Annotated in this window: 19 protein-coding genes and 1 pseudogene; 14 read left to right on the forward strand and 6 right to left on the reverse strand. The window is 37.2% G+C overall.

Annotated elements, in window-relative coordinates; translation table 11 throughout:
- Nucleotides 1–109: 109 nt before the first annotated feature.
- The 5 genes from IGK77_RS01365 to IGK77_RS01385 all read left to right on the forward strand — a co-directional run bounded on the left by IGK77_RS01365 (nt 110) and on the right by IGK77_RS01385 (nt 4489).
- Nucleotides 110–814: a GntR family transcriptional regulator gene (locus IGK77_RS01365; protein ID WP_071866158.1), complete on the forward strand. Its 705-nt coding sequence runs from the start codon at nt 110–112 to the stop codon at nt 812–814.
- Between the two features lie 171 nt (nt 815–985).
- The gene (locus IGK77_RS01370) at nt 986–2317 is read left to right on the forward strand and encodes a PTS sugar transporter subunit IIC (protein WP_430604308.1); all 1332 of its coding nucleotides are present in this window, start codon (nt 986–988) and stop codon (nt 2315–2317) included.
- Nucleotides 2318–2373: 56 nt separating this feature from the next.
- A complete protein-coding gene (locus tag IGK77_RS01375) occupies nt 2374–3729 on the forward strand; it encodes a glycoside hydrolase family 1 protein (RefSeq protein ID WP_074799611.1) in 1356 nt (451 codons plus the stop codon).
- Nucleotides 3730–3988: 259 nt separating this feature from the next.
- Complete coding sequence (locus IGK77_RS01380) at nt 3989–4168, forward strand: hypothetical protein (RefSeq protein ID WP_074799612.1); 180 nt, start codon at nt 3989–3991, stop codon at nt 4166–4168.
- Between the two features lie 135 nt (nt 4169–4303).
- Nucleotides 4304–4489, forward strand: a complete 186-nt coding sequence (locus IGK77_RS01385) for a hypothetical protein (protein WP_074799613.1) — start codon at nt 4304–4306, stop codon at nt 4487–4489.
- Between the two features lie 110 nt (nt 4490–4599).
- Here the strand turns inward: IGK77_RS01385 and IGK77_RS01390 are convergent, their stop codons facing one another.
- A complete protein-coding gene (locus IGK77_RS01390) occupies nt 4600–4980 on the reverse strand; it encodes a PH domain-containing protein (protein WP_074799614.1) in 381 nt (126 codons plus the stop codon).
- Between the two features lie 224 nt (nt 4981–5204).
- Between IGK77_RS01390 and IGK77_RS01395 the strand changes: the two genes are divergently transcribed.
- Nucleotides 5205–6662, forward strand: a complete 1458-nt coding sequence (locus IGK77_RS01395; protein WP_074799615.1) for an NAD-dependent succinate-semialdehyde dehydrogenase — start codon at nt 5205–5207, stop codon at nt 6660–6662.
- 36 nt (nt 6663–6698) lie between these two features.
- Here the strand turns inward: IGK77_RS01395 and IGK77_RS01400 are convergent, their stop codons facing one another.
- Together IGK77_RS01400 and IGK77_RS01405 are read right to left on the reverse strand one after the other, a co-directional pair.
- Nucleotides 6699–7658: a glycosyltransferase family 2 protein gene (locus IGK77_RS01400; protein WP_062805833.1), complete on the reverse strand. Its 960-nt coding sequence runs from the start codon at nt 7656–7658 to the stop codon at nt 6699–6701.
- A 138-nt stretch (nt 7659–7796) separates the two neighbouring features.
- Entirely contained in the window at nt 7797–8147 is a 351-nt protein-coding gene (locus IGK77_RS01405) for a PepSY domain-containing protein (RefSeq protein WP_019724280.1), read from the reverse strand.
- A gap of 200 nt (nt 8148–8347) precedes the next feature.
- Between IGK77_RS01405 and pepA the strand changes: the two genes are divergently transcribed.
- The 4 genes from pepA (at nt 8348) to ytpR (ending at nt 11200) form a co-directional block, all read left to right on the forward strand.
- Nucleotides 8348–9427, forward strand: coding sequence for a glutamyl aminopeptidase (gene pepA, locus IGK77_RS01410; RefSeq protein WP_019724279.1), 1080 nt, complete (start codon nt 8348–8350; stop codon nt 9425–9427).
- Nucleotides 9428–9550: 123 nt separating this feature from the next.
- Nucleotides 9551–9871, forward strand: coding sequence for a thioredoxin family protein (locus IGK77_RS01415; RefSeq protein ID WP_071866164.1), 321 nt, complete (start codon nt 9551–9553; stop codon nt 9869–9871).
- Between the two features lie 21 nt (nt 9872–9892).
- Nucleotides 9893–10348 carry a universal stress protein gene (locus IGK77_RS01420; RefSeq protein ID WP_071866165.1) on the forward strand — a complete coding sequence of 152 codons (456 nt, stop codon included), beginning with the start codon at nt 9893–9895 and terminating at the stop codon, nt 10346–10348.
- 246 nt (nt 10349–10594) lie between these two features.
- Entirely contained in the window at nt 10595–11200 is a 606-nt protein-coding gene (gene ytpR / locus IGK77_RS01425; RefSeq protein ID WP_071866223.1) for a YtpR family tRNA-binding protein, read from the forward strand.
- 195 nt (nt 11201–11395) lie between these two features.
- Here ytpR and IGK77_RS01430 read toward each other — a convergent pair whose 3' ends face one another.
- From IGK77_RS01430 to IGK77_RS01440, 3 genes are all read right to left on the reverse strand, one after another.
- The gene (locus IGK77_RS01430; protein WP_218150058.1) at nt 11396–12304 is read right to left on the reverse strand and encodes an IS3 family transposase; all 909 of its coding nucleotides are present in this window, start codon (nt 12302–12304) and stop codon (nt 11396–11398) included.
- Nucleotides 12295–12978 (reverse strand): transposase, encoded by a 684-nt coding sequence (locus IGK77_RS01435; protein WP_438712849.1) that lies wholly within the window; start codon nt 12976–12978, stop codon nt 12295–12297. The genes IGK77_RS01430 and IGK77_RS01435 overlap by 10 nt, the downstream gene beginning before the upstream one ends.
- 83 nt (nt 12979–13061) lie before the next feature.
- The gene (locus tag IGK77_RS01440) at nt 13062–14366 is read right to left on the reverse strand and encodes a S1C family serine protease (RefSeq protein ID WP_066025889.1); all 1305 of its coding nucleotides are present in this window, start codon (nt 14364–14366) and stop codon (nt 13062–13064) included.
- A 427-nt stretch (nt 14367–14793) separates the two neighbouring features.
- Here IGK77_RS01440 and rlmH point away from each other — a divergent pair, with 427 nt between their 5' ends.
- The 4 genes and pseudogenes from rlmH (at nt 14794) to IGK77_RS01460 (ending at nt 17978) form a co-directional block, all read left to right on the forward strand.
- Nucleotides 14794–15273 carry a 23S rRNA (pseudouridine(1915)-N(3))-methyltransferase RlmH gene (gene rlmH / locus IGK77_RS01445; RefSeq protein WP_034689953.1) on the forward strand — a complete coding sequence of 160 codons (480 nt, stop codon included), beginning with the start codon at nt 14794–14796 and terminating at the stop codon, nt 15271–15273.
- 84 nt (nt 15274–15357) lie between these two features.
- Nucleotides 15358–15854: pseudogene (locus IGK77_RS01450) on the forward strand (DUF1456 family protein).
- A 99-nt stretch (nt 15855–15953) separates the two neighbouring features.
- Nucleotides 15954–16589, forward strand: coding sequence for a hypothetical protein (locus tag IGK77_RS01455; protein WP_010728617.1), 636 nt, complete (start codon nt 15954–15956; stop codon nt 16587–16589).
- Between the two features lie 450 nt (nt 16590–17039).
- A complete protein-coding gene (locus tag IGK77_RS01460; RefSeq protein ID WP_002291914.1) occupies nt 17040–17978 on the forward strand; it encodes a 2-dehydropantoate 2-reductase in 939 nt (312 codons plus the stop codon).
- Nucleotides 17979–17984: the final 6 nt, after the last annotated feature.

Consider the following 17984-nt stretch of genomic DNA (forward strand, 5'->3'; position numbering starts at 1 on the left):
CTGACTGACTAGTCATTTATTTATTAGTTATAGTTGTAAAGGTTGTTTACATTTGCTTGTTAATCTAATATTATAATAAGTGTATACAAATTTTGGAGGTGAAATGAATATGCCTAAATACATCGAAATCGCTCGTTCTTTGAAAAATAAGATTATCGAGGGTGAATTTAAAGAAGGCGAGCTATTACCAAACCAAGAAGCATTGGCAAAAACCTATCATACGAGTCGAGTAACTGTCAGAAAAGCGATACAGTTATTGATTGATGAATCTTTACTTTACACGAGACGGGGATCAGGGACATATGTTAGGAGCAATATAAAAAAGGACAATGAGAGTGTGACCCAGATCAATAGCGTATTTGGGACTTCTGCTCAAGAAGGGACGGCGGTGACCAGTAAAATCATCCGCTTTGATGTGCGTTTTCCCACTTCTTATGAGTCTGAAGAATTGAAAATAAAGGCGACTGATCCGGTCTATGATATTAAACGAGTGAGATATGTCGATGAAGAGGCGAGAAGTATAGAGACATCTATCATGCCTCTTAAGTACATCAAAGATTTGGATGAAGAGATTTTAAAGGGGTCTATCTATAACTATATCAGAGAAGAGTTAGGTTATGTGGTCAGTGCGGCCCGTCGAGTGATCATTGCTTCAAAAGCAAATCATTTAGACAGTGAAGAGTTTGAGATCGAGGTAGGCGACCCGATTTTGGAAACCAATCAGATCGTCTTTTTTGATGATGGTACGCCGTTTGATCTATCTAAGACAAGATATCCCTATACGTCAGGGAAAATAGTAGCAGATATCAATTAGATAATAATACTTAAAAGACTGTGCTTGTCACGATCAAGTGTGGTCTTTTTTTCTTTCTTTTGAAAATAAGTATACACTAATTTTAATTTTGTGTTTACAAAAACGCTTACAGGTGATATTCTGTATTAGAAATTGATATACAACTATAGACAATTCAGGAGGCATAAATAAATGGATGAGAAAAAAAGGGAAGCTTTGATGGGGAAATTTGTTTTAACAGCTCAAAAAATCGGCAATCAAGTTTATTTAAGAACACTACGTGATTCATTTGCTACTATCATGCCTTTATTCATTTTAGCAGGTATTGCTATTTTAATTAATTCGGTAGTGTTAGATCCGTCAGGTTGGTTCCAAAATATGATCAGCGCGGACACAATGGCATCTTGGCAAAACTGGGGATCGATCATTACGAACTCGACCCTTAATATCACTGGGATTATTCTTGTGATCACCATTGGCTATTTCTTGTCAAAAAATAGAGAGTATGATAATCCAATTGGCGTCGTGATCGCTGTTGTTCCAGCATTTTTGACGTTGCTTCCAACAATGATCGAGACAACGCCGATCAATGGGGAAACGGCTGTGGAAATCAGTGGGGTCATCAGTTACGGGAATATTGGTTCAAAAGGAGTCTTTGCTGCCATCATTACTGGATTATTGGCAACAGAGCTATACATTCGTCTGACACGTTCTAAAAAATTGCAAGTCAACTTAGGAGATAGTGTTCCGCCAGCGGTAGGAAAATCTTTTAACACGATGTTTCCATTGATCATTGTCGTTTCATTGTTTGCCTTTGCTTCATTTTTGATCCAACTAACAGGAAATGATTTTATGAGAATCATCGAGCAATTCATCCAAGAACCGTTACGTGGTGTAGGTACGTCATTTATTGGTTACTTATTTTTAGTTTGCTTTGGCAACTTACTATTTTCTTTCGGTATTCACCAATCTGTCATCACAGGTCCGATCTTAGATCCATTGTTGATGGTAAATATGAATGAGAATATGGCAGCTACTGCGAATGGAGAAGCTGCTCCTCACATCATTAACTCAGCGTTTCACCAAGTATATGGCGCTTTGATGGGTGGAACGGGTTCGACGATTGCTTTAGTGATAGCAATATTGATTTTTAGTCGCTATCAAGCATATAAAGATTTATCTAAGTTGGCGTTAGGCCCTAATATTTTCAACATCAATGAACCTGTGATTTTTGGATTACCGATCGTCTTCAACTTACCGATGATCATTCCTTTTGTATTGTCACCGATCATAGGTACGACCATTGGCTATTTAGCAACATCGATGCAGCTAGTCAATCGCTGTGTGGTGCCAATTCCTTGGACGACACCACCGTTTTTAAGTGGCTTTTTAGCAACAGCAGGTGATTGGCGAGCAATTGTTGTTCAAGCAGTCATTATCGTCGCGTTAGTCTTCTTCTATCTGCCATTCTTAAAAATCAGTGAACGGGTTGCTCGTACAAATGCTGAGACGAGTCTTTCTTAAACGATTGCTAAAGGAAATTGACAAATTATAAATAGAACGATGATTGGAATGATAAGATGGTAAAGGAAAAATTTTTCTGGGGAGATTCCTCCTCAAGTATGCAAACTGAAGGTGCTTGGAACGAAGGTGGAAAAGGGTTGTCTGTTTATGACGTTCGTGAAGCCACTGAAACTACCTCAGATTGGAAACATGGGATTGATCGCTATCATAGATATGAAGAAGATCTTGATTTGATGCAAGAAATGGGCATGAACTTTTATCGTTTCCAAACTTCTTGGTCGCGTGTCAATCCAACAGGTGATGGGGCATTCAATGAAGAAGGACTCTTATTTTATGATCGTTATATCGATGCGATGTTAGAACGGAATATTGAACCGATGCTATGTCTCTATCATTTTGATATGCCGCTTCATCTTGCGCAGAATTACGATGGATTTATGAGTAAACATGTCGTAGATGCTTTTGTGGAATACGGAAAAAAAATGGTAGATCGCTACAAGAACAAAGTCAAATATTGGGTAACTTTCAATGAACAAAATTTGTATTCAACACCGTTGGCACTATTATATGGAGGAACATTGAATACGGAAGATACAGCGGATAATATTCATCAAATTGCGCATAATATCATGGTCGCACATGCCAAAATCGCCAACTACATCCATGAAACGACAGATGGGCAAATTGGTGGGATGTTAGCCTATTCTAATATGTACCCTGCGACTAATCATCCCAAAGATATATTGGTTGCGAGAGAATGGGATGAATTTATCAACCAGAATCTTTTGGATGCCTTTTGTGGACGTGGTTATTCGAAGCAAGTTTTGGCGTTTGAAAAACAGCATTTGAACGTAGATATGACAGAGGAAGAACTTGCTGAGATTGGAAAAGTAACAAGCGATTATTTAGCCTTCAGTTACTATTGTACCGGAAGTATCAGCCATAAAAACATTCCAGTAGATATTGCGCCAAATTATTATTTGACTTATGGTGAAGTGGAAAATCCATTTGTTTCAATGAATGAGTGGAATCTAGGAATTGATCCTCTTGGCTTTAGAGATATCATCAACAAGATGTATCAAAAATACAATCTACCGATTTTCCCTGTTGAAAATGGGATAGGCACGCAAGAAACATGGGATGGCAATACACCTATTCAAGACGACTACCGCATTTATTACCATGAACAACATATTAAAGCAATGCAAGATGCAATGAGCATTGACGGCTGTGAAGTACTAGGTTATCTTGGCTGGGGATTAATTGATCTACCTAGCTCAAAAGGTGATATGGAAAAAAGATACGGGATGGTTTACGTTAATAGAGGAAATCATGATCTGCGTGATATGAAACGCGTACCTAAAAAAAGCTTCTATTGGTTCAAAGATTTTCTTGAAAAAGAGCAAGGCTGATAGAATGAGTAATTAATAGCAAAAAAGCTGCATGTATTCGCTGGATCAAGTGAATGTATGTCGCTTTTTGTACGTTCTTATTCGTTTTGGGTTAAGTGATAAATCAACCATACAGTTGGTTGACTGAATGTTTATAAGCGACTACCAACAGTAATGTTTCTCTTTATCGTTTGGAGGAAATACTTTTTTTATTTTCAAAAAAATTCGTTCATTCTGTCGACATTTATTCAGTAAAATAATTACTAAAGGGGGAATTACGATGGAACACGAAACACTAGAAAGTCTTAAAGAAAGAAAAGCGCGAATTTTAGCAACAGTCAAAGAGCAAGCATTAAATGAAGTCGACAGAAATAAAGAAGTAACGAAAGATAGTAAAGAAGTATTACACAGAGATGATTCTCAGGCTGTGGGGCAAAGCGAAAAAAATAAAGAGAGATAAATTTTCAAAAATCCAGAATATGAATAGAAGATACTTGAACGTCTCACCATCCTGTTCGATTGATGCGACTTTCTAGATTTTCATGGTTACAGTGAATCTTAAAAACCAAGCTTTTTCAAAAGAAAGGAGAGCATGATGAAAGAAAAAGATCTAGATAAGTTAAAAGAGAAAAGAAGACAAGAAATCGAAGGTATCAAACAGCGCTCTTTTGCAGAAATCAGTAAAATCAAAGTGAATAATATGAAAAAACTAAAAGTAGACAAAATGGACTTTAAAGAAAAAAGAGCGAATCATCAAAAAAATGAAGGACGTGTACTATAAAATTTTTATTTTATTAGGAAGAGTTTTACAGAAGACGTCAACACAAAGAGCTTACACACCCAAAATTTGAAGTATTTTGGGTGTGTAAGCTCTTTGTGTTGATCGTAAGTTTAAGATAAGACAGCTGTTGCTAGCGCTTGTTGTACAGCGATGATATTCTTATCTTTTCTAAATTGTAAAGACTCTGCGGGTAGTTCTGCGCTAGAGATCCAAATTTTCAATTCGGCATCTAAATCAAAATGCCCACTTGTTTCAATCGAAAAACGTGAAATCGAGCGGTAAGGGATCGATTTATATTCGCTTTTTTTACCGGTCATTCCTTGTTTATCGACGATAATCATCCGACGGTCGGTGAAAATGATCAAATCACGCACTAATTTGAACGCTAACTCTACCTGTTCCATTGGAATCAGGATTTCTTGAACCTCTCTTGTGATATTGGTTGTATCTTTTTGGATAGCATTTCCCATCAAGCCATCAAATAGCCCCATAAAAACACTCCTTTAGTCGTAGGATAAAATCATTGTAGTACTCTATCTCATTTCTATCTCATTGTAACAAAGCTTTTGAATGAACGAGCAATTTATTCTTCAAAAGAATAAAAAAATTGAATTTGTAAGGCTGAGTCGGACAAATTCATCTTAAACAGATGGTTTGAGCTTTGACTTTATTAATGTTACGGTTGTTATGTAATTAAGAATAGAGGAGGCAAACTATGGGGAAATATGATTTACCGCAAGTAGAAACTCATCTTTATATTAATGGCAAATGGCTTGAAGGCTCTGAAGGAACAGTTGATGTCGTCAATCCAGCTACTGGTGAAACGTTAGCAAGCGTTCAACAAGGTGGCGAAAAAGAGACAAAAGAAGCCATTGAAGCTGCCAACAAGGCATTCGAAGGTTGGTCAAGAACGGCACCAAGCGAACGAGCAAAATTAATGAATAAAATGGCTGATCTAGTAGAAGAAGACAGCGAACGTTTAGCAAAAATCATGACGATGGAGCAAGGGAAACCGCTTGCTCAAGCGACGGCAGAAATCCAAACAAATGTCGAAAACCTTCGCTGGAATGCAGCGCAAGGCCAACGAATCATGGGAGAAATCATTCCTTCACCTGAAGGGAAACAATGGCAAGCACGTAAACAACCAGTAGGTGTCGTCGGCGCCATCACACCATGGAACTTTCCATCCAACATGATCATTCGTAAAATCTCGCCGGCAATCGCCGCAGGCTGTACGGTGATCTTAAAACCAGCAAAATCAACACCTCTATCAGCACTTGCGCTGATGGAACTATTCCACAAAGCTGGCTTTCCAGATGGCGTCGTAAATATCGTCATGGGGGACTCCTCAACTATTGGAAAGATTTTGTCTGAATCGGATGATATCAAAAAAATCACATTCACAGGTTCAACAGAAGTTGGACAAATTCTAAATGAACAAGCAGCACCTACCTTGAAAAAAGTTTCTATGGAGCTAGGTGGACATGCGCCATTTATTATTTTTCCAGATGCCGATGTAGAATTAGCAGTCGATACATTGATCAAAACGAAATTTATCAACAATGGACAAGTATGTACGTCACCAAATCGAATTTTTATCCATAAAGAAATCAAAGAACAAGCAACAAAATTGATTGTGGAAAAAATCAGAGAAGTGACTGTTGGAAATGGGTTAGACGATCCAACTACGGGGCCATTGATCAATGAAGAAGGCGTAAAAAAAGTTGAAGAACAATTAAAAGATGCAGTAGCTAAAGGAGCAGAAATCTTGGCTGGTGGTCATCGTCTGACGGACGGAGAGTATGCAAATGGCTTCTTCTTTGAACCGACAGTATTAGATGGCGTGAAAAAGGAAATGGATATTTTCTACAATGAAACATTTGGACCAGTGATCCCAATCATTACATTTGAAGACGAAGAACAAGTAATCAAAGATGCCAATGATACGATTTTTGGTTTAGCATCATATTTCTTTGCGACGAATATCCATACGATCAACAATGTAAGCAATAAATTGCAATATGGCATGGTCGGTGTCAATGATACGACGATCTCAAATTCTGCGACACCATTTGGGGGAGTCAAACATTCAGGGTTTGGCCGTGAGAACGGAACTTTTGGGGTAGAGGAATATGTCGAAGTGAAGTTTGTGACGATTGCATCAGAGAAATAAATGATAAGATAAAAAGAAGAGGATGATTGCATAAAATCATCTCTCTTCTTTTTTATTTTGGTGATACTCATGATAAACATGATAGAGGTTCAGTTCGTACTCTTTCTTTGCATTTGTAACGACCGTATCTAAAATCATACCAGTAACTAGTGAAAGTAAAGCTAGGATCATCAATCCTGTACTTAATATGGCTGAAGGGACTTTAGTAATAAAGCTCGTCAACATAAACTCCCGAATGACAGGAATCCCAGTGAACAGACCAGCTAAAAAGAAAATGACTGTCCAGATATTGAAAAATAGGATAGGTTTATAATCTTTACACATTTTAATAATCATCATAATGACTTTGAAGCCATCAGAAAAGGTATTCAATTTTGATTCGCTACCTTCTGGGCGATCACGGTAATCAATAGGGAGCTCAACTAATTTGAATTTTTTATCTAAGGCATGAATGGTCAATTCCGTTTCGATTTGGAATCCCGCACTCATGATCGGAAAACTTTTGACAAAAATACGATTAAATCCTCGATAGCCAGTCATCACGTCTCTTATTTTTGTTTTATATAAACGAGTGATCGTATTTTTAACTAAATTATTGCCAAAATCATGGAAGGCGCGTTTATTTTCTTCAAAGTAAGTGCCATTAGAAAGACGGTCGCCAATAACCATATCCGCTTCGCCAGAACGTAATTTTTCTAAAAGTCCATGTACGGCTTCGGCTGGATATGTATCATCTCCGTCTACCATCAAATAATAATCAGCATCAATGTCAAAAAACATTTGACGTATGACATTTCCTTTACCTTGACGAGGTTCTTTTTTTACAATAGCACCCGCTGCAACTGCTAAGTCGTAGGTGTTGTCCGTTGAGTTATTGTCGTATACATAAATATCTGCTTCTGGTAATTCTCGTTTAAAGTCGGCAATGACTGTAGGAATCGTTGCTTCTTCATTATAACAAGGAATCAGGACAGCAATTTTTTCTGTGTGATTCATTTTTCACTCTCCTAAATAAATTGAAAAAGTTTAAACTAAGCATAACCTATCATGTACGTTTATACCAGTTTTTATGCAAAAAAAGAAGCTCTTATCCATAGGAAAGCCTATTTCTAAGAGAATCTTTTAAAAATGAAATCAAGCATCTGTTCCTTTTTTTCTAGAAATATCTAAAACAGTACCAGTATAGGCATCTGCTAAAAATTCATAATAGACGACTTCACCATCTTCTATGCGAGAAATCCCACCACGATAAGCTTTTGAATGAATTGCAAATTTACGTGTCGGTTCTTTCTCAAAAGAGATCCAGGAGCCTTCAATCGAGCCTTCATCTAAAAACGCTTCTTTGATGGTAGCTAAGACTTCATCAGCGGACATCGTTTTGTTGCGATTGTACCATAGTGCAGTTGCCACGCCACTTAATAATCCTAAACCAAGTCCGACAGCTAAACCACCTTTGAAATAGGCCTGTTCACTTTCTTCATACATGCTGCTTGCCCTCCTTTACACTTTCACAAGTTTCTTTGGCTTTATTTTACCACACTATCTGATTTTCTTTGAAATAAATAACCGTTTTGAAATAAAATACGGTATAATAATCACGATAGATTTGTCCAGATACTATTTTTTAAGACAAATCAAAGCTGAGATTGAAAGGAGACAAGTCTGAATTATAGACGATCATTATTATGGATGAAAAAACATTTCAACGTATTAAAGAATTAACAGAATTACAAGGAACAAGCGGTTTTGAACAAGACATCCGCGCGTACATGGAACAACACATGGAGCCACTAGTTGATGAATTACAATTAGATGGATTAGGTGGGATCTTTGGATTGCGCCATCACCAAGAAGCGGATGCCCCTCGTGTCATGGTGGCAGCACACATGGACGAAGTTGGTTTTATGTTGACACAAATCCAAGATAACGGATTGTTCAAAGTGGTTCCGCTAGGCGGTTGGAATCCTTATGTAGTATCGGCTCAACGCTTTACATTGAAGACATCAACAGGGAAAAATTACCCATGTATTTCTTCTTCTGTTCCACCACATTTATTACGTGGTACAAGCGGTCAAAAGTCAGTCGAAGTAACAGATATTTTATTTGATGCTGGTTTTGAATCAAAAGAAGAAGCAATGAGTTTTGGTGTCCTACCAGGAGATACGATCGTACCTTTTGCAGAAACGATCAAAACAGCAAACGGCAAAAATATCATCAGTAAATCATGGGACAACCGTTACGGTTGTACGATGGTCTTGGAAGCATTAGAAGCCCTAGAAAAAGAAACATTAGGTCATACGCTGATCGCCGGCGCCAACGTCCAAGAAGAAGTTGGTTTACGCGGATCAAAAGCTTCAGTGAACAAATTCAAACCTGATCTATTCTTTGCGGTAGACTGCTCTGCAGCAGATGATACAGTAACTAAAAAAGGCACATTTGGTCATCTAGGAGAAGGCACCTTGATGCGTATCCAAGATCCAGGATTGATCATGTTGCCACGTTTACGTGAATATTTACTAGATATTGCTGAAACAAACAATATTCCTTATCAATACTTTGTATCAAAAGGCGGTACCGACGCGGGTGCTGCTCATACACAAAATGAAGGAATCCCAAGTACCGTTATCGGTGTCGTTGGACGCTATATCCATACGCATCAAACGATGTTTAGTATCCGTGACTTTGAAGCAGCCAGAGAAATGTTGATCCAAACATTGAAGGGCTTAGATAAATCAACGGTGAATACGATCGTTTACGGAAAATAAGTAATCAACGAGTAAAGGCTATCCGCTTTTGCTCGTTTTTTATTTTTTAGATATAGTTTGGTCAGTTTTTTGTAAAGGTGTATAATTTAAGTAGAACATAGAATAAGAAAGAAGTGTGAACCTATGATTACTCCTAAAAGTCTTGAAGAAGTAGCCGGTTATGTTGAAAAAGGCAATCATATCTTTTTCTTTACTGCCGATTGGTGTGGCGATTGTCGCTTCATCAAACCACAAATGCCAGAAATCGAACGTCATTTTTCAGAGTGGACATTTGTCGAAATGGATCGAGATGCGTACATCGATTTAGCAGCAGAATGGAATATTTTCGGTATTCCAAGTTTCATTGTCATCAAAGATGGGAAAGAATTAGGTCGTCTGGTCAATAAAGATCGTAAAACAAAAGAAGAAATCGAACAATTTTTAACAAAAACGATTCAGCAGTGAGAAACGAGAGGAGTGGGAAAAATGGAACAAGCATATAAGAAAATATTAGTTGGAATTGACGGAAGCGAGCAAGCGTTTGCTGCATTCAAAAAAGCTGTCGAGGTGGCTCGTAGAAATGAAGGCACAGTGTACGTGACGAATGTGATCGACCAACAATTTTATCAATTTATGGGGTATACGCCTATTGACCAATCCTTGATCGATCAACAGACTGAATCAGCAAAACAATTGATTGAAGAATGTAAAAATTACGGAAAATCCGTTGACTACCAAAAAATAGAAGGTATTGTGGCTTATGGTTCGGTCAGAGAATCTATGGCAGTAAAACTACCAAAGAAATATCAAATCGACTTGATCATGATCGGTCAATCAGGTTTGAATGCCGTTGAACGCTTTATGACTGGGAGTGTGGCAAGCTATGTGATTCGACAAGCTCCGTGTGATGTCTTAGTCGTTTCAGAACCAAGAGAAGCCTAGTTTTTGATTCAATAGGCAGATCCTTGAACAAAAAAGACGAGGAAACGAAAGATGGTGCATTTCGTTTCCTCGTCTTTTTTTGTGATCCGTGCTTTCTTTTTATTCCGGCAAGTTTTTCTAAGAGAATTTATCATGCAAGAACTTCCTTTTTTTGTTAAGATAATACAAGAGAGTTTGGTGCTGATCGATCTACTCAGTTGCCATAAATCAAAAACAACTTCAACAAATGATATTGGAGGAAACAAAATGATTTTTGCTTATAATCGCGCACATGTGGGCGACACATTAATGGTGATCATAGCCGACGATAAAGGCACGGAAAACACTGTTAGTCGTAAATGGAATGTTGCGCAAATCAAAGATGAATCTGGTCAAATCGTTGCATGGAACTTTTTCCATATCTCAGATCATCTAACAATTGAAGGCAATGGCCAAGTAACAATCTCAGAAGAACAACTAGCTGAATTGAACCGTTTGATCAAAGAAGCTGGCTTTGAAGAAACATTGGAAAAAGACAACCAACCGAAAATCGTTGTTGGTTACGTCAAAACTTGTGAACCTCATCCAGATTCTGATCATTTATCTGTAACTGAAACAGAAGTAGATGGTGGTGAAGTTTTACAAATCGTTTGTGGCGCACCGAATATTGAAGCAGGTCAAAAAGTAGTCGTTGCTAAACCTGGTGCAATGATGCCAGACGGTATGATGATTTGGCCTGGAGAATTAAGAGGGGTCAAAAGTGACGGAATGATTTGCTCTGCAAAGGAACTTCACGTACCTAACGCCCCAGAGAAAAAAGGCATCTTAGTTTTACCTGAAGATGCGATAGTTGGCGAAGCATTCAAAAACTAGCATGAATAAAAAAACGACTACCTCCATTGGTTGGCTCCCCGTCAAGTGGACATGGAAATATAATAAAATTTTTAGAGAGCTGTTTGCTAACTTTGTGGCAAACAGTTCTTTTGATTTTCATTGTTTAAACCTGATTGGTGTATTTCTTAGATGTGAGAAACAAAGGACATTTCACACATCTAAGAAATACGATTATTACGCTGCCATTAAAAGCTGTTGGTGAACTTGTAATGGAGTTTTAGATTTCAAGCATCGTTGATAACGGCCATTGTTATAGTAGTTGATGTAATCTTCGATCATCGATACGAGATCTTCGCGACTTGTAAATTTACGACGATAGTATTTTTCACGTTTCAATGTTCCCCAGAACCCTTCCATTGGCCCATTATCAATACAATGGGCAACACGAGACATGCTTTGTTTCATCCCTTGATTTTTGATTTTAGTTCTCATGTTTTTACTGGTGTACTGAAACCCTCGATCGCTATGTAATAGCGGATGAGCCTTAGGCTCAAGTCGAATCGCTTCGTCAAAGGTATCAAAAACCAACTTATTATCATTTCTATCGCTAATGATAAAAGAGACAATACGTCGATCTGCTAAGTCTAGAATGGCACTAAGGTAAATTTTCTTTACTTGGTTTTCTAGAGTGTACTTGAATTCACTGACATCAGTTAGCCATTTTTCATTTGGTTTATCTGCATGGAAATCTCTATTTAGATAGTTCTTGGCAATATGATAAGGATTATTGAAAGCTTTAGTAATTCCGTTTGGATGGTGTTTGACGGTAGATTTAATTTGAAGATTACGACAAATACGTAAGACTCTTTTGTCATTGACATGCAAACCAAAATCTTGAACCAAGTCGTCTCGGATTCTCCGATACCCCTTGTCATTATCTGCTTCATAGATGTATCTTACTAGGTCTGCCAAGTGTTCGTTAAAGATAGTTTGAGCTGATTTTGGTTGCTTTAACCAACGGTAATACGCTGATCTGGAGACGTTAAAAAAATCACACATTAATTTTATCGAATAATTTTTGAGATCGTGGAGTTCCTTAATTGCTTGGTATTCAAAGATATGACGGTTGAGGTCTAGTCCCACTTCCTTTCTAACTCCCTTACTTTTTTTAAGAGGTCATTTTCCATTTCTAATCGTTTGATTTTGCGTTCTTGTTCAGCCAGTCGATCACGCATTTCTTCTTCAGGTGTCCGACTGGGTTCTGTTCCAGCTCGATGTCCTCGGCGATCTTTTAGGCCGGCTTCGCCCATTTCTTCAAATTTTAGTACCCAATTACGTACCTGTTGGTACGATACCTGGTACTTGATAGCCGTTTTTCCATAGTTATGATCATGCACAATACAATAGTGGACAATTTCCACCCGTTCTTTGAAGGTTGTTTTTCTTGATTGACTCATTTGACTTCCACCGCTTCCTGTTTTGAAGTTTCTATGAGTATTATATATCTTTATCCAATCTCGTAGTTGTTTAGACTGTCTTAGTCCATATTTCTTAGTAATTTCCGACAGACTCCCCAAACCATTTAGGTAATCATTTACAGCCTGAATCTTTGTTTCAATCGTATAATGTGTATTCTTCCGTCTTGCTAATAAGCCAGTAGGTCCCCCATTCTCATAAAGCATAATCCAGTTTTTTAAAGCAGCCCAACTAATGCCTGCAGTGCGAGCTAAGCTGATAATACTGGCTTCACCATTCAAATAGCGCTCTACTAGTTCAACTCGTTTTTCTGGAGTGAGTTTCATCTTTCTTTTTGGCATACAAAATACCCCCTACACAGGACTTTTATATTTCAGTGTCCTATATAGGGGGAGCATATCACATTGAGGTAGCCGTTTTTTTATTAATTATTTGAGCCATTGGAACTATTTGAATTTCCTTGATTTAATGCAGTATTATCAATTGTCAATTTGATATCTACAGTTTTTTCTTCTTCGCCACGGTAATAAGTGATCTTCACAGTGTCACCAACTTTTTTACCATAAAGCACAGACTGTAATTCAACACCAGATGAGACTTCTGTATCATCGATTTTTGTGATGACATCATATTGTTCTAAGCCAGCTTTTTCCGCAGGCGTTGCTGGTTGAACCGAACGAATGATCACGCCATTTGTTACAGAAGATGGTAATTTCAAGATCTGTTCCTGTTGTTGTGTAGAAACGGCGGAAAGATCGGTCATTGTGATACCCAGTGCAGGGCGTGTTACTTTTCCATCTTTTTCAAGTTGATTGATGATATTTACGACATCATTACTTGGAATCGCAAAGCCCATTCCTTCAACACTTACACTTGAAGAATCAGAAGTCGATGCAATTTTACTTGAATTGATACCAATAACTTGGCCTTCGATATTAACTAGTGGACCACCAGAGTTCCCTGGGTTGATCGCTGCATCTGTTTGGATCGCATTGATATTCACTGTCTCATTAGATTCATTTGTACTTGTCACTTGACGATTCAAGGAAGAAACAATTCCTGATGTCACCGAGTTTGCGTATTGAGAACCTAGAGGAGAACCAATCGCAATCGCAGGTTCGCCGACTTTCAATGAAGCAGAGTCGCCAAATGAAGCAACAGTATCGACTTTGTCAGCACTGATTTTTAAAACAGCTAAATCAGTATAAGCATCTGTACCGACTAATTCTGCTTTCACTTTTGTTCCATCTTTTAGTAAAACTTCTAGTCCTTGTTGTCCATCGACAACGTGATTATTCGTCACGATATAAGCGGAATCGCCCTCTTTTTTATAAATCACACCGCTACCTTCACTGTAAGCTTGCAATTCGCCATCTTCGCCACTACTTTCTTGTTGTTGGCCAAATAATGAACCAAACGGGTCAGATGATGAACTTTGTTTTTGTAGGTTGATAACAGAAACAACTGCTCCTTGCACTTTATCTACTGCAGAAGTGATATCTGAATCTACATTGACTTTTACATTTTCGACAACTGTTTCGCCTGATGCATTTTGTGTCCCACTGCTAGAAGAAGTCGTTACTGAGTTACCACCTCCAGTTGCTGCATAAAAAATACCGAAAGTCAGTAATCCGCCAATCACGCCACCAACTACGCCAAGACCTAGCTTTCGCCAAATGCCATTAGATTTTCTTTTTTTCATTTTTGGTGTCACATCTCTTCTGTCCATGTGATCTGCCTCCATTTATTATTTTCTTGATAAGTTAAGTATAGACTTATTTACTAAATTTAGTCTACTTCCAGACTGTGAACTTTTTATGAAAAACATTAGGAAAAATAATTGTTTTCAGATGAAAAAATAAAATACAAACTTATACACAGGAATTGTGGAAAAGTATTTGTAAAAAATGCGTATAAATGCCCATAAAAGTTATCAACAACTTGTGGAAAAAGTGGAAAAATCTGTGCGAAACATATGTTTGCTTAAGAAATACTTATGAAATAAGCAATAAAACCACGATAAGCTGTGGATAAACCTGTGGAAGATGTGTATAACTATGTGGGAAAACTTTTTTAAATCTCTTTGTCGAATAAGAATACTCTATTATAATAAGAAAGAAGAATTCGATATGAAAGACCGAGGGAAGGAAATTATTATGAATATAAAAATCATTTCAGTTGGAAAATTAAAAGAGAAATATTTGATCCAAGGAATCAATGAGTATGTCAAACGACTTAAAGCATATGGAAAAATCGAACTAATCGAAGTACCTGACGAAAAAGCACCAGAAAATCTTAGTGAAGCCCAAATGCGCCAAGTCAAAGAAAAAGAAGGCGAGCGTATACTCGCAAAAATCAAAGATCATGAATTTGTCTACGCTTTAGCGATCCAAGGCGAAAATCCTACCAGTGAAGCCTTTGCAAAGCAAATTGATCAATTAGGCATCCAAGGAAAAAGCCAGCTCGTCTTTGTCATCGGTGGCTCATTAGGATTAAGCGATGACGTCATGCAACGCAGCAATGCCCAAATCTCCTTCGGCAAAATGACCTACCCGCATCAACTGATGCGTCTAATCCTCGTTGAACAAATTTATCGCGCGTTTCGGATCAATACTGGGGCGCCTTATCATAAGTGATGCGGTTTTTATCATTGATCCTAAAAATCTTAGCAAGACAAAAAGTACGTAAGAAAGTAAAGACTAAATACTTCGGAGGAACAAATGAATAACAATGATAGGTTATTGCGATTGATTTGAAAGATACGGATTTGATTAAAGCTTTTGAGCTAGGCGGTGTACCACTGACTAAAGAAGAAGCTCAGGCGGTACTGACCAAAGTACAGGATAAGAACAAAGATAATGCAGAAAATAATGTGTATGAAAAAACCATCAACAACCAAGTTTTTGACGCATTCCTAAATGGCCTGATTCTCTTGGCGCGTGGTCCGCAAAAAGATAAGCCGATAGTAGACACGCCGCAAAAAAGCAAGGAAATCAAATATATCAACAATGTGTTGCTAAAAAAATTAAAAATCGCCTTGTCTATGACCACTGATGATATTTTAGACGTTTTTGCTGAGGCAGAAATCTATCCATCAAAAGGCGAAATCGGGGCATTTTTGAGAAAAGAAGGCCAACGAAATTTTAAGCATTGCGGAGATAAATATATGCGTAATTTTCTCAAGGGGTTAGGAATTTATAATCGGAGAAAAGTATAAAGAAATTTCATGAGAAATCAAAACAATGGTTGTTTTGATGAGAGCTAGTTTTTGTATGAGATTAAAATATTATCTTAATCGAGGAGCTGGATTGGTTTAATGAATGATGAAGATAAGATGCTTTTTGAAGAGATAGAGAATCGATGTAGGCTCAATTTTGAGCTTCGGGGAAAGATGTCTTTAATACAACAAAAAAAGTATTTAGCGAATAAATCAGAGTTTACTCTGGGACATGTTGAAAAATTAATCTCGGATTGGATTAGTAGTAGAAGCGAATTTACAAAAATAAAACAGCCGATTAAATTTGACATGAAAAAACTTTTGTTAAATAAGAGTGAGATAGGTAATAGAGATCAATATATTAGAGCTAAAGGGCAAGAAATAATTGATTCATTAGGTGAAATGAGGTCATACAATTATTTGTATGTAACACATAGAGCTGATGGAATGGTCATTACTGTGGGGAAATCTTCTTCTAATGATATTTTTTTAGATGGAGATCTTTTTTATCAACTCAATACAAATCACTTGTCTGGCACTGAAAATATAATTTTAAGGACGGAATATGGCAATGAAATATTTGCAAAATATGATGAGATTTTAAAAAATTATTTGGACTGGGCTTGGATAATTCCGGTTGAGTCAGGAGATGCTAAGAAACTGGAGAGATTATTGGGCGATGAACTAATTAATAAAAAAGTACCAATTTTAAATTATTATTCCCATAGACAATAAAAGGCTATTTTTCATGATAATACTAGTTATAACTGTAAAAATGGAAGAAAATCTGGGAAAGAAGTTTTTAAATAAGTGTATTGTTCGATTTTAATAAATAATAAGCAATACCATCCGTCTGTGTTGCGCAACATCGTACTACAATGAATATTTTTTCACAAAAAGAAAATCATCCATCGAATGAATGGAAGGTTTTAGTATACACGAGGTTAATGCCCCCTCTTTTATAATCAGAGGAGTGAGGTTTTTTCTATGAATGTTTCTATTTTCTTATTGCTAGTCTAGTTTCTCTTACGATGAAATTTGGATTCTATTCCAGTTTTTATTGATTTGCTGATAAAATAACTTGAATGGTGGATATAAACATGATAAATAAGAGAAGAATAACAAAACAAATTTGTGAAATGATTCTCAAATGAGTATAATAGAAAGAAAAAGGAGGAAGAATCAATGAAAATAGCAATTGCAGGCGCTGGCGCAATGGGAAGTCGCTTTGGGTTAATGCTTCACCAAAGTGGGAACGAAGTATTATTAATCGATGGCTGGGCAGAACATGTCCAACAAATCAAAGAACATGGATTACAAGCAAATTTTAATGGTAAAGAGGTAGAAGCAAAACTACCAATCGTTCTTCAATCCGAAGTAGAAAAAGAAGATCAAGTTGATCTGATTATTCTATTTACCAAAGCGATGCAGCTGGAAAAAATGCTGCAGGATATCCAATCATTAATCAAAAAAGATACAGAGGTCTTATGTCTATTAAATGGTATCGGGCATGAAGATATTATTGAGAAATTTGTACCAATGGAAAATATCTATATTGGAAATACCATGTGGACGGCAGGTCTTGAAGGTCCTGGTCAGGTCAAATTATTTGGAAGTGGTTCAGTAGAATTACAAAATTTAGGTGATGGAAAAGAAGCAGCTGCAAAAAAATTAGCAGACAAATTGTCTGAATCAGGATTAAATGCTCATTTTTCTGACAATATTCACTATTCTATTTATCGCAAAGCATGTGTGAACGGAACAATGAACGGATTATGCACAATCTTAGACGTTAATATGGCTGAGCTAGGAAAAACATCGACTGCTCATAAAATGGTGGCGACGATTGTCAATGAGTTTGCCAAAGTAGCAGCAGTAGAGAAGATTGAACTAGATGTCCCAGAAGTCATTGCACATTGTGAATCTTGTTTTGACCCGGAAACAATTGGGTTACATTATCCTTCAATGTATCAAGACTTGATTAAGAACCATCGATTAACAGAAATCGATTATATCAATGGCGCAATTTCTAGAAAAGGGAAGAAATATGGTGTTGCGACGCCTTATTGTGATTTCTTGACTGAGCTTGTCCATGCAAAAGAAGATAGTTTGAACGTAAAATAAAGGAGA

This window comes from Enterococcus sp. DIV0806c, assembly GCF_051710905.1.
Lineage (GTDB): Bacteria > Bacillota > Bacilli > Lactobacillales > Enterococcaceae > Enterococcus_B > Enterococcus_B mundtii.

What these genes read in the sequence shown, in the direction of transcription:
- IGK77_RS01365 (WP_071866158.1), top strand. Translation starts at nt 110, where the DNA reads ATGCCTAAATACATCGAAATCGCTCGTTCTTTGAAAAATAAGATTATC.
- IGK77_RS01370 (WP_430604308.1), top strand. Translation starts at nt 986, where the DNA reads ATGGATGAGAAAAAAAGGGAAGCTTTGATGGGGAAATTTGTTTTAACA.
- IGK77_RS01375 (WP_074799611.1), top strand. Translation starts at nt 2,374, where the DNA reads ATGGTAAAGGAAAAATTTTTCTGGGGAGATTCCTCCTCAAGTATGCAA.
- IGK77_RS01380 (WP_074799612.1), top strand. Translation starts at nt 3,989, where the DNA reads ATGGAACACGAAACACTAGAAAGTCTTAAAGAAAGAAAAGCGCGAATT.
- IGK77_RS01385 (WP_074799613.1), top strand. Translation starts at nt 4,304, where the DNA reads ATGAAAGAAAAAGATCTAGATAAGTTAAAAGAGAAAAGAAGACAAGAA.
- IGK77_RS01390 (WP_074799614.1), bottom strand. Translation starts at nt 4,980, where the DNA reads ATGGGGCTATTTGATGGCTTGATGGGAAATGCTATCCAAAAAGATACA.
- IGK77_RS01395 (WP_074799615.1), top strand. Translation starts at nt 5,205, where the DNA reads ATGGGGAAATATGATTTACCGCAAGTAGAAACTCATCTTTATATTAAT.
- IGK77_RS01400 (WP_062805833.1), bottom strand. Translation starts at nt 7,658, where the DNA reads ATGAATCACACAGAAAAAATTGCTGTCCTGATTCCTTGTTATAATGAA.
- IGK77_RS01405 (WP_019724280.1), bottom strand. Translation starts at nt 8,147, where the DNA reads ATGTATGAAGAAAGTGAACAGGCCTATTTCAAAGGTGGTTTAGCTGTC.
- pepA (WP_019724279.1), top strand. Translation starts at nt 8,348, where the DNA reads ATGGATGAAAAAACATTTCAACGTATTAAAGAATTAACAGAATTACAA.
- IGK77_RS01415 (WP_071866164.1), top strand. Translation starts at nt 9,551, where the DNA reads ATGATTACTCCTAAAAGTCTTGAAGAAGTAGCCGGTTATGTTGAAAAA.
- IGK77_RS01420 (WP_071866165.1), top strand. Translation starts at nt 9,893, where the DNA reads ATGGAACAAGCATATAAGAAAATATTAGTTGGAATTGACGGAAGCGAG.
- ytpR (WP_071866223.1), top strand. Translation starts at nt 10,595, where the DNA reads ATGATTTTTGCTTATAATCGCGCACATGTGGGCGACACATTAATGGTG.
- IGK77_RS01435 (WP_438712849.1), bottom strand. Translation starts at nt 12,978, where the DNA reads ATGCCAAAAAGAAAGATGAAACTCACTCCAGAAAAACGAGTTGAACTA.
- IGK77_RS01440 (WP_066025889.1), bottom strand. Translation starts at nt 14,366, where the DNA reads ATGGACAGAAGAGATGTGACACCAAAAATGAAAAAAAGAAAATCTAAT.
- rlmH (WP_034689953.1), top strand. Translation starts at nt 14,794, where the DNA reads ATGAATATAAAAATCATTTCAGTTGGAAAATTAAAAGAGAAATATTTG.
- IGK77_RS01455 (WP_010728617.1), top strand. Translation starts at nt 15,954, where the DNA reads ATGAATGATGAAGATAAGATGCTTTTTGAAGAGATAGAGAATCGATGT.
- IGK77_RS01460 (WP_002291914.1), top strand. Translation starts at nt 17,040, where the DNA reads ATGAAAATAGCAATTGCAGGCGCTGGCGCAATGGGAAGTCGCTTTGGG.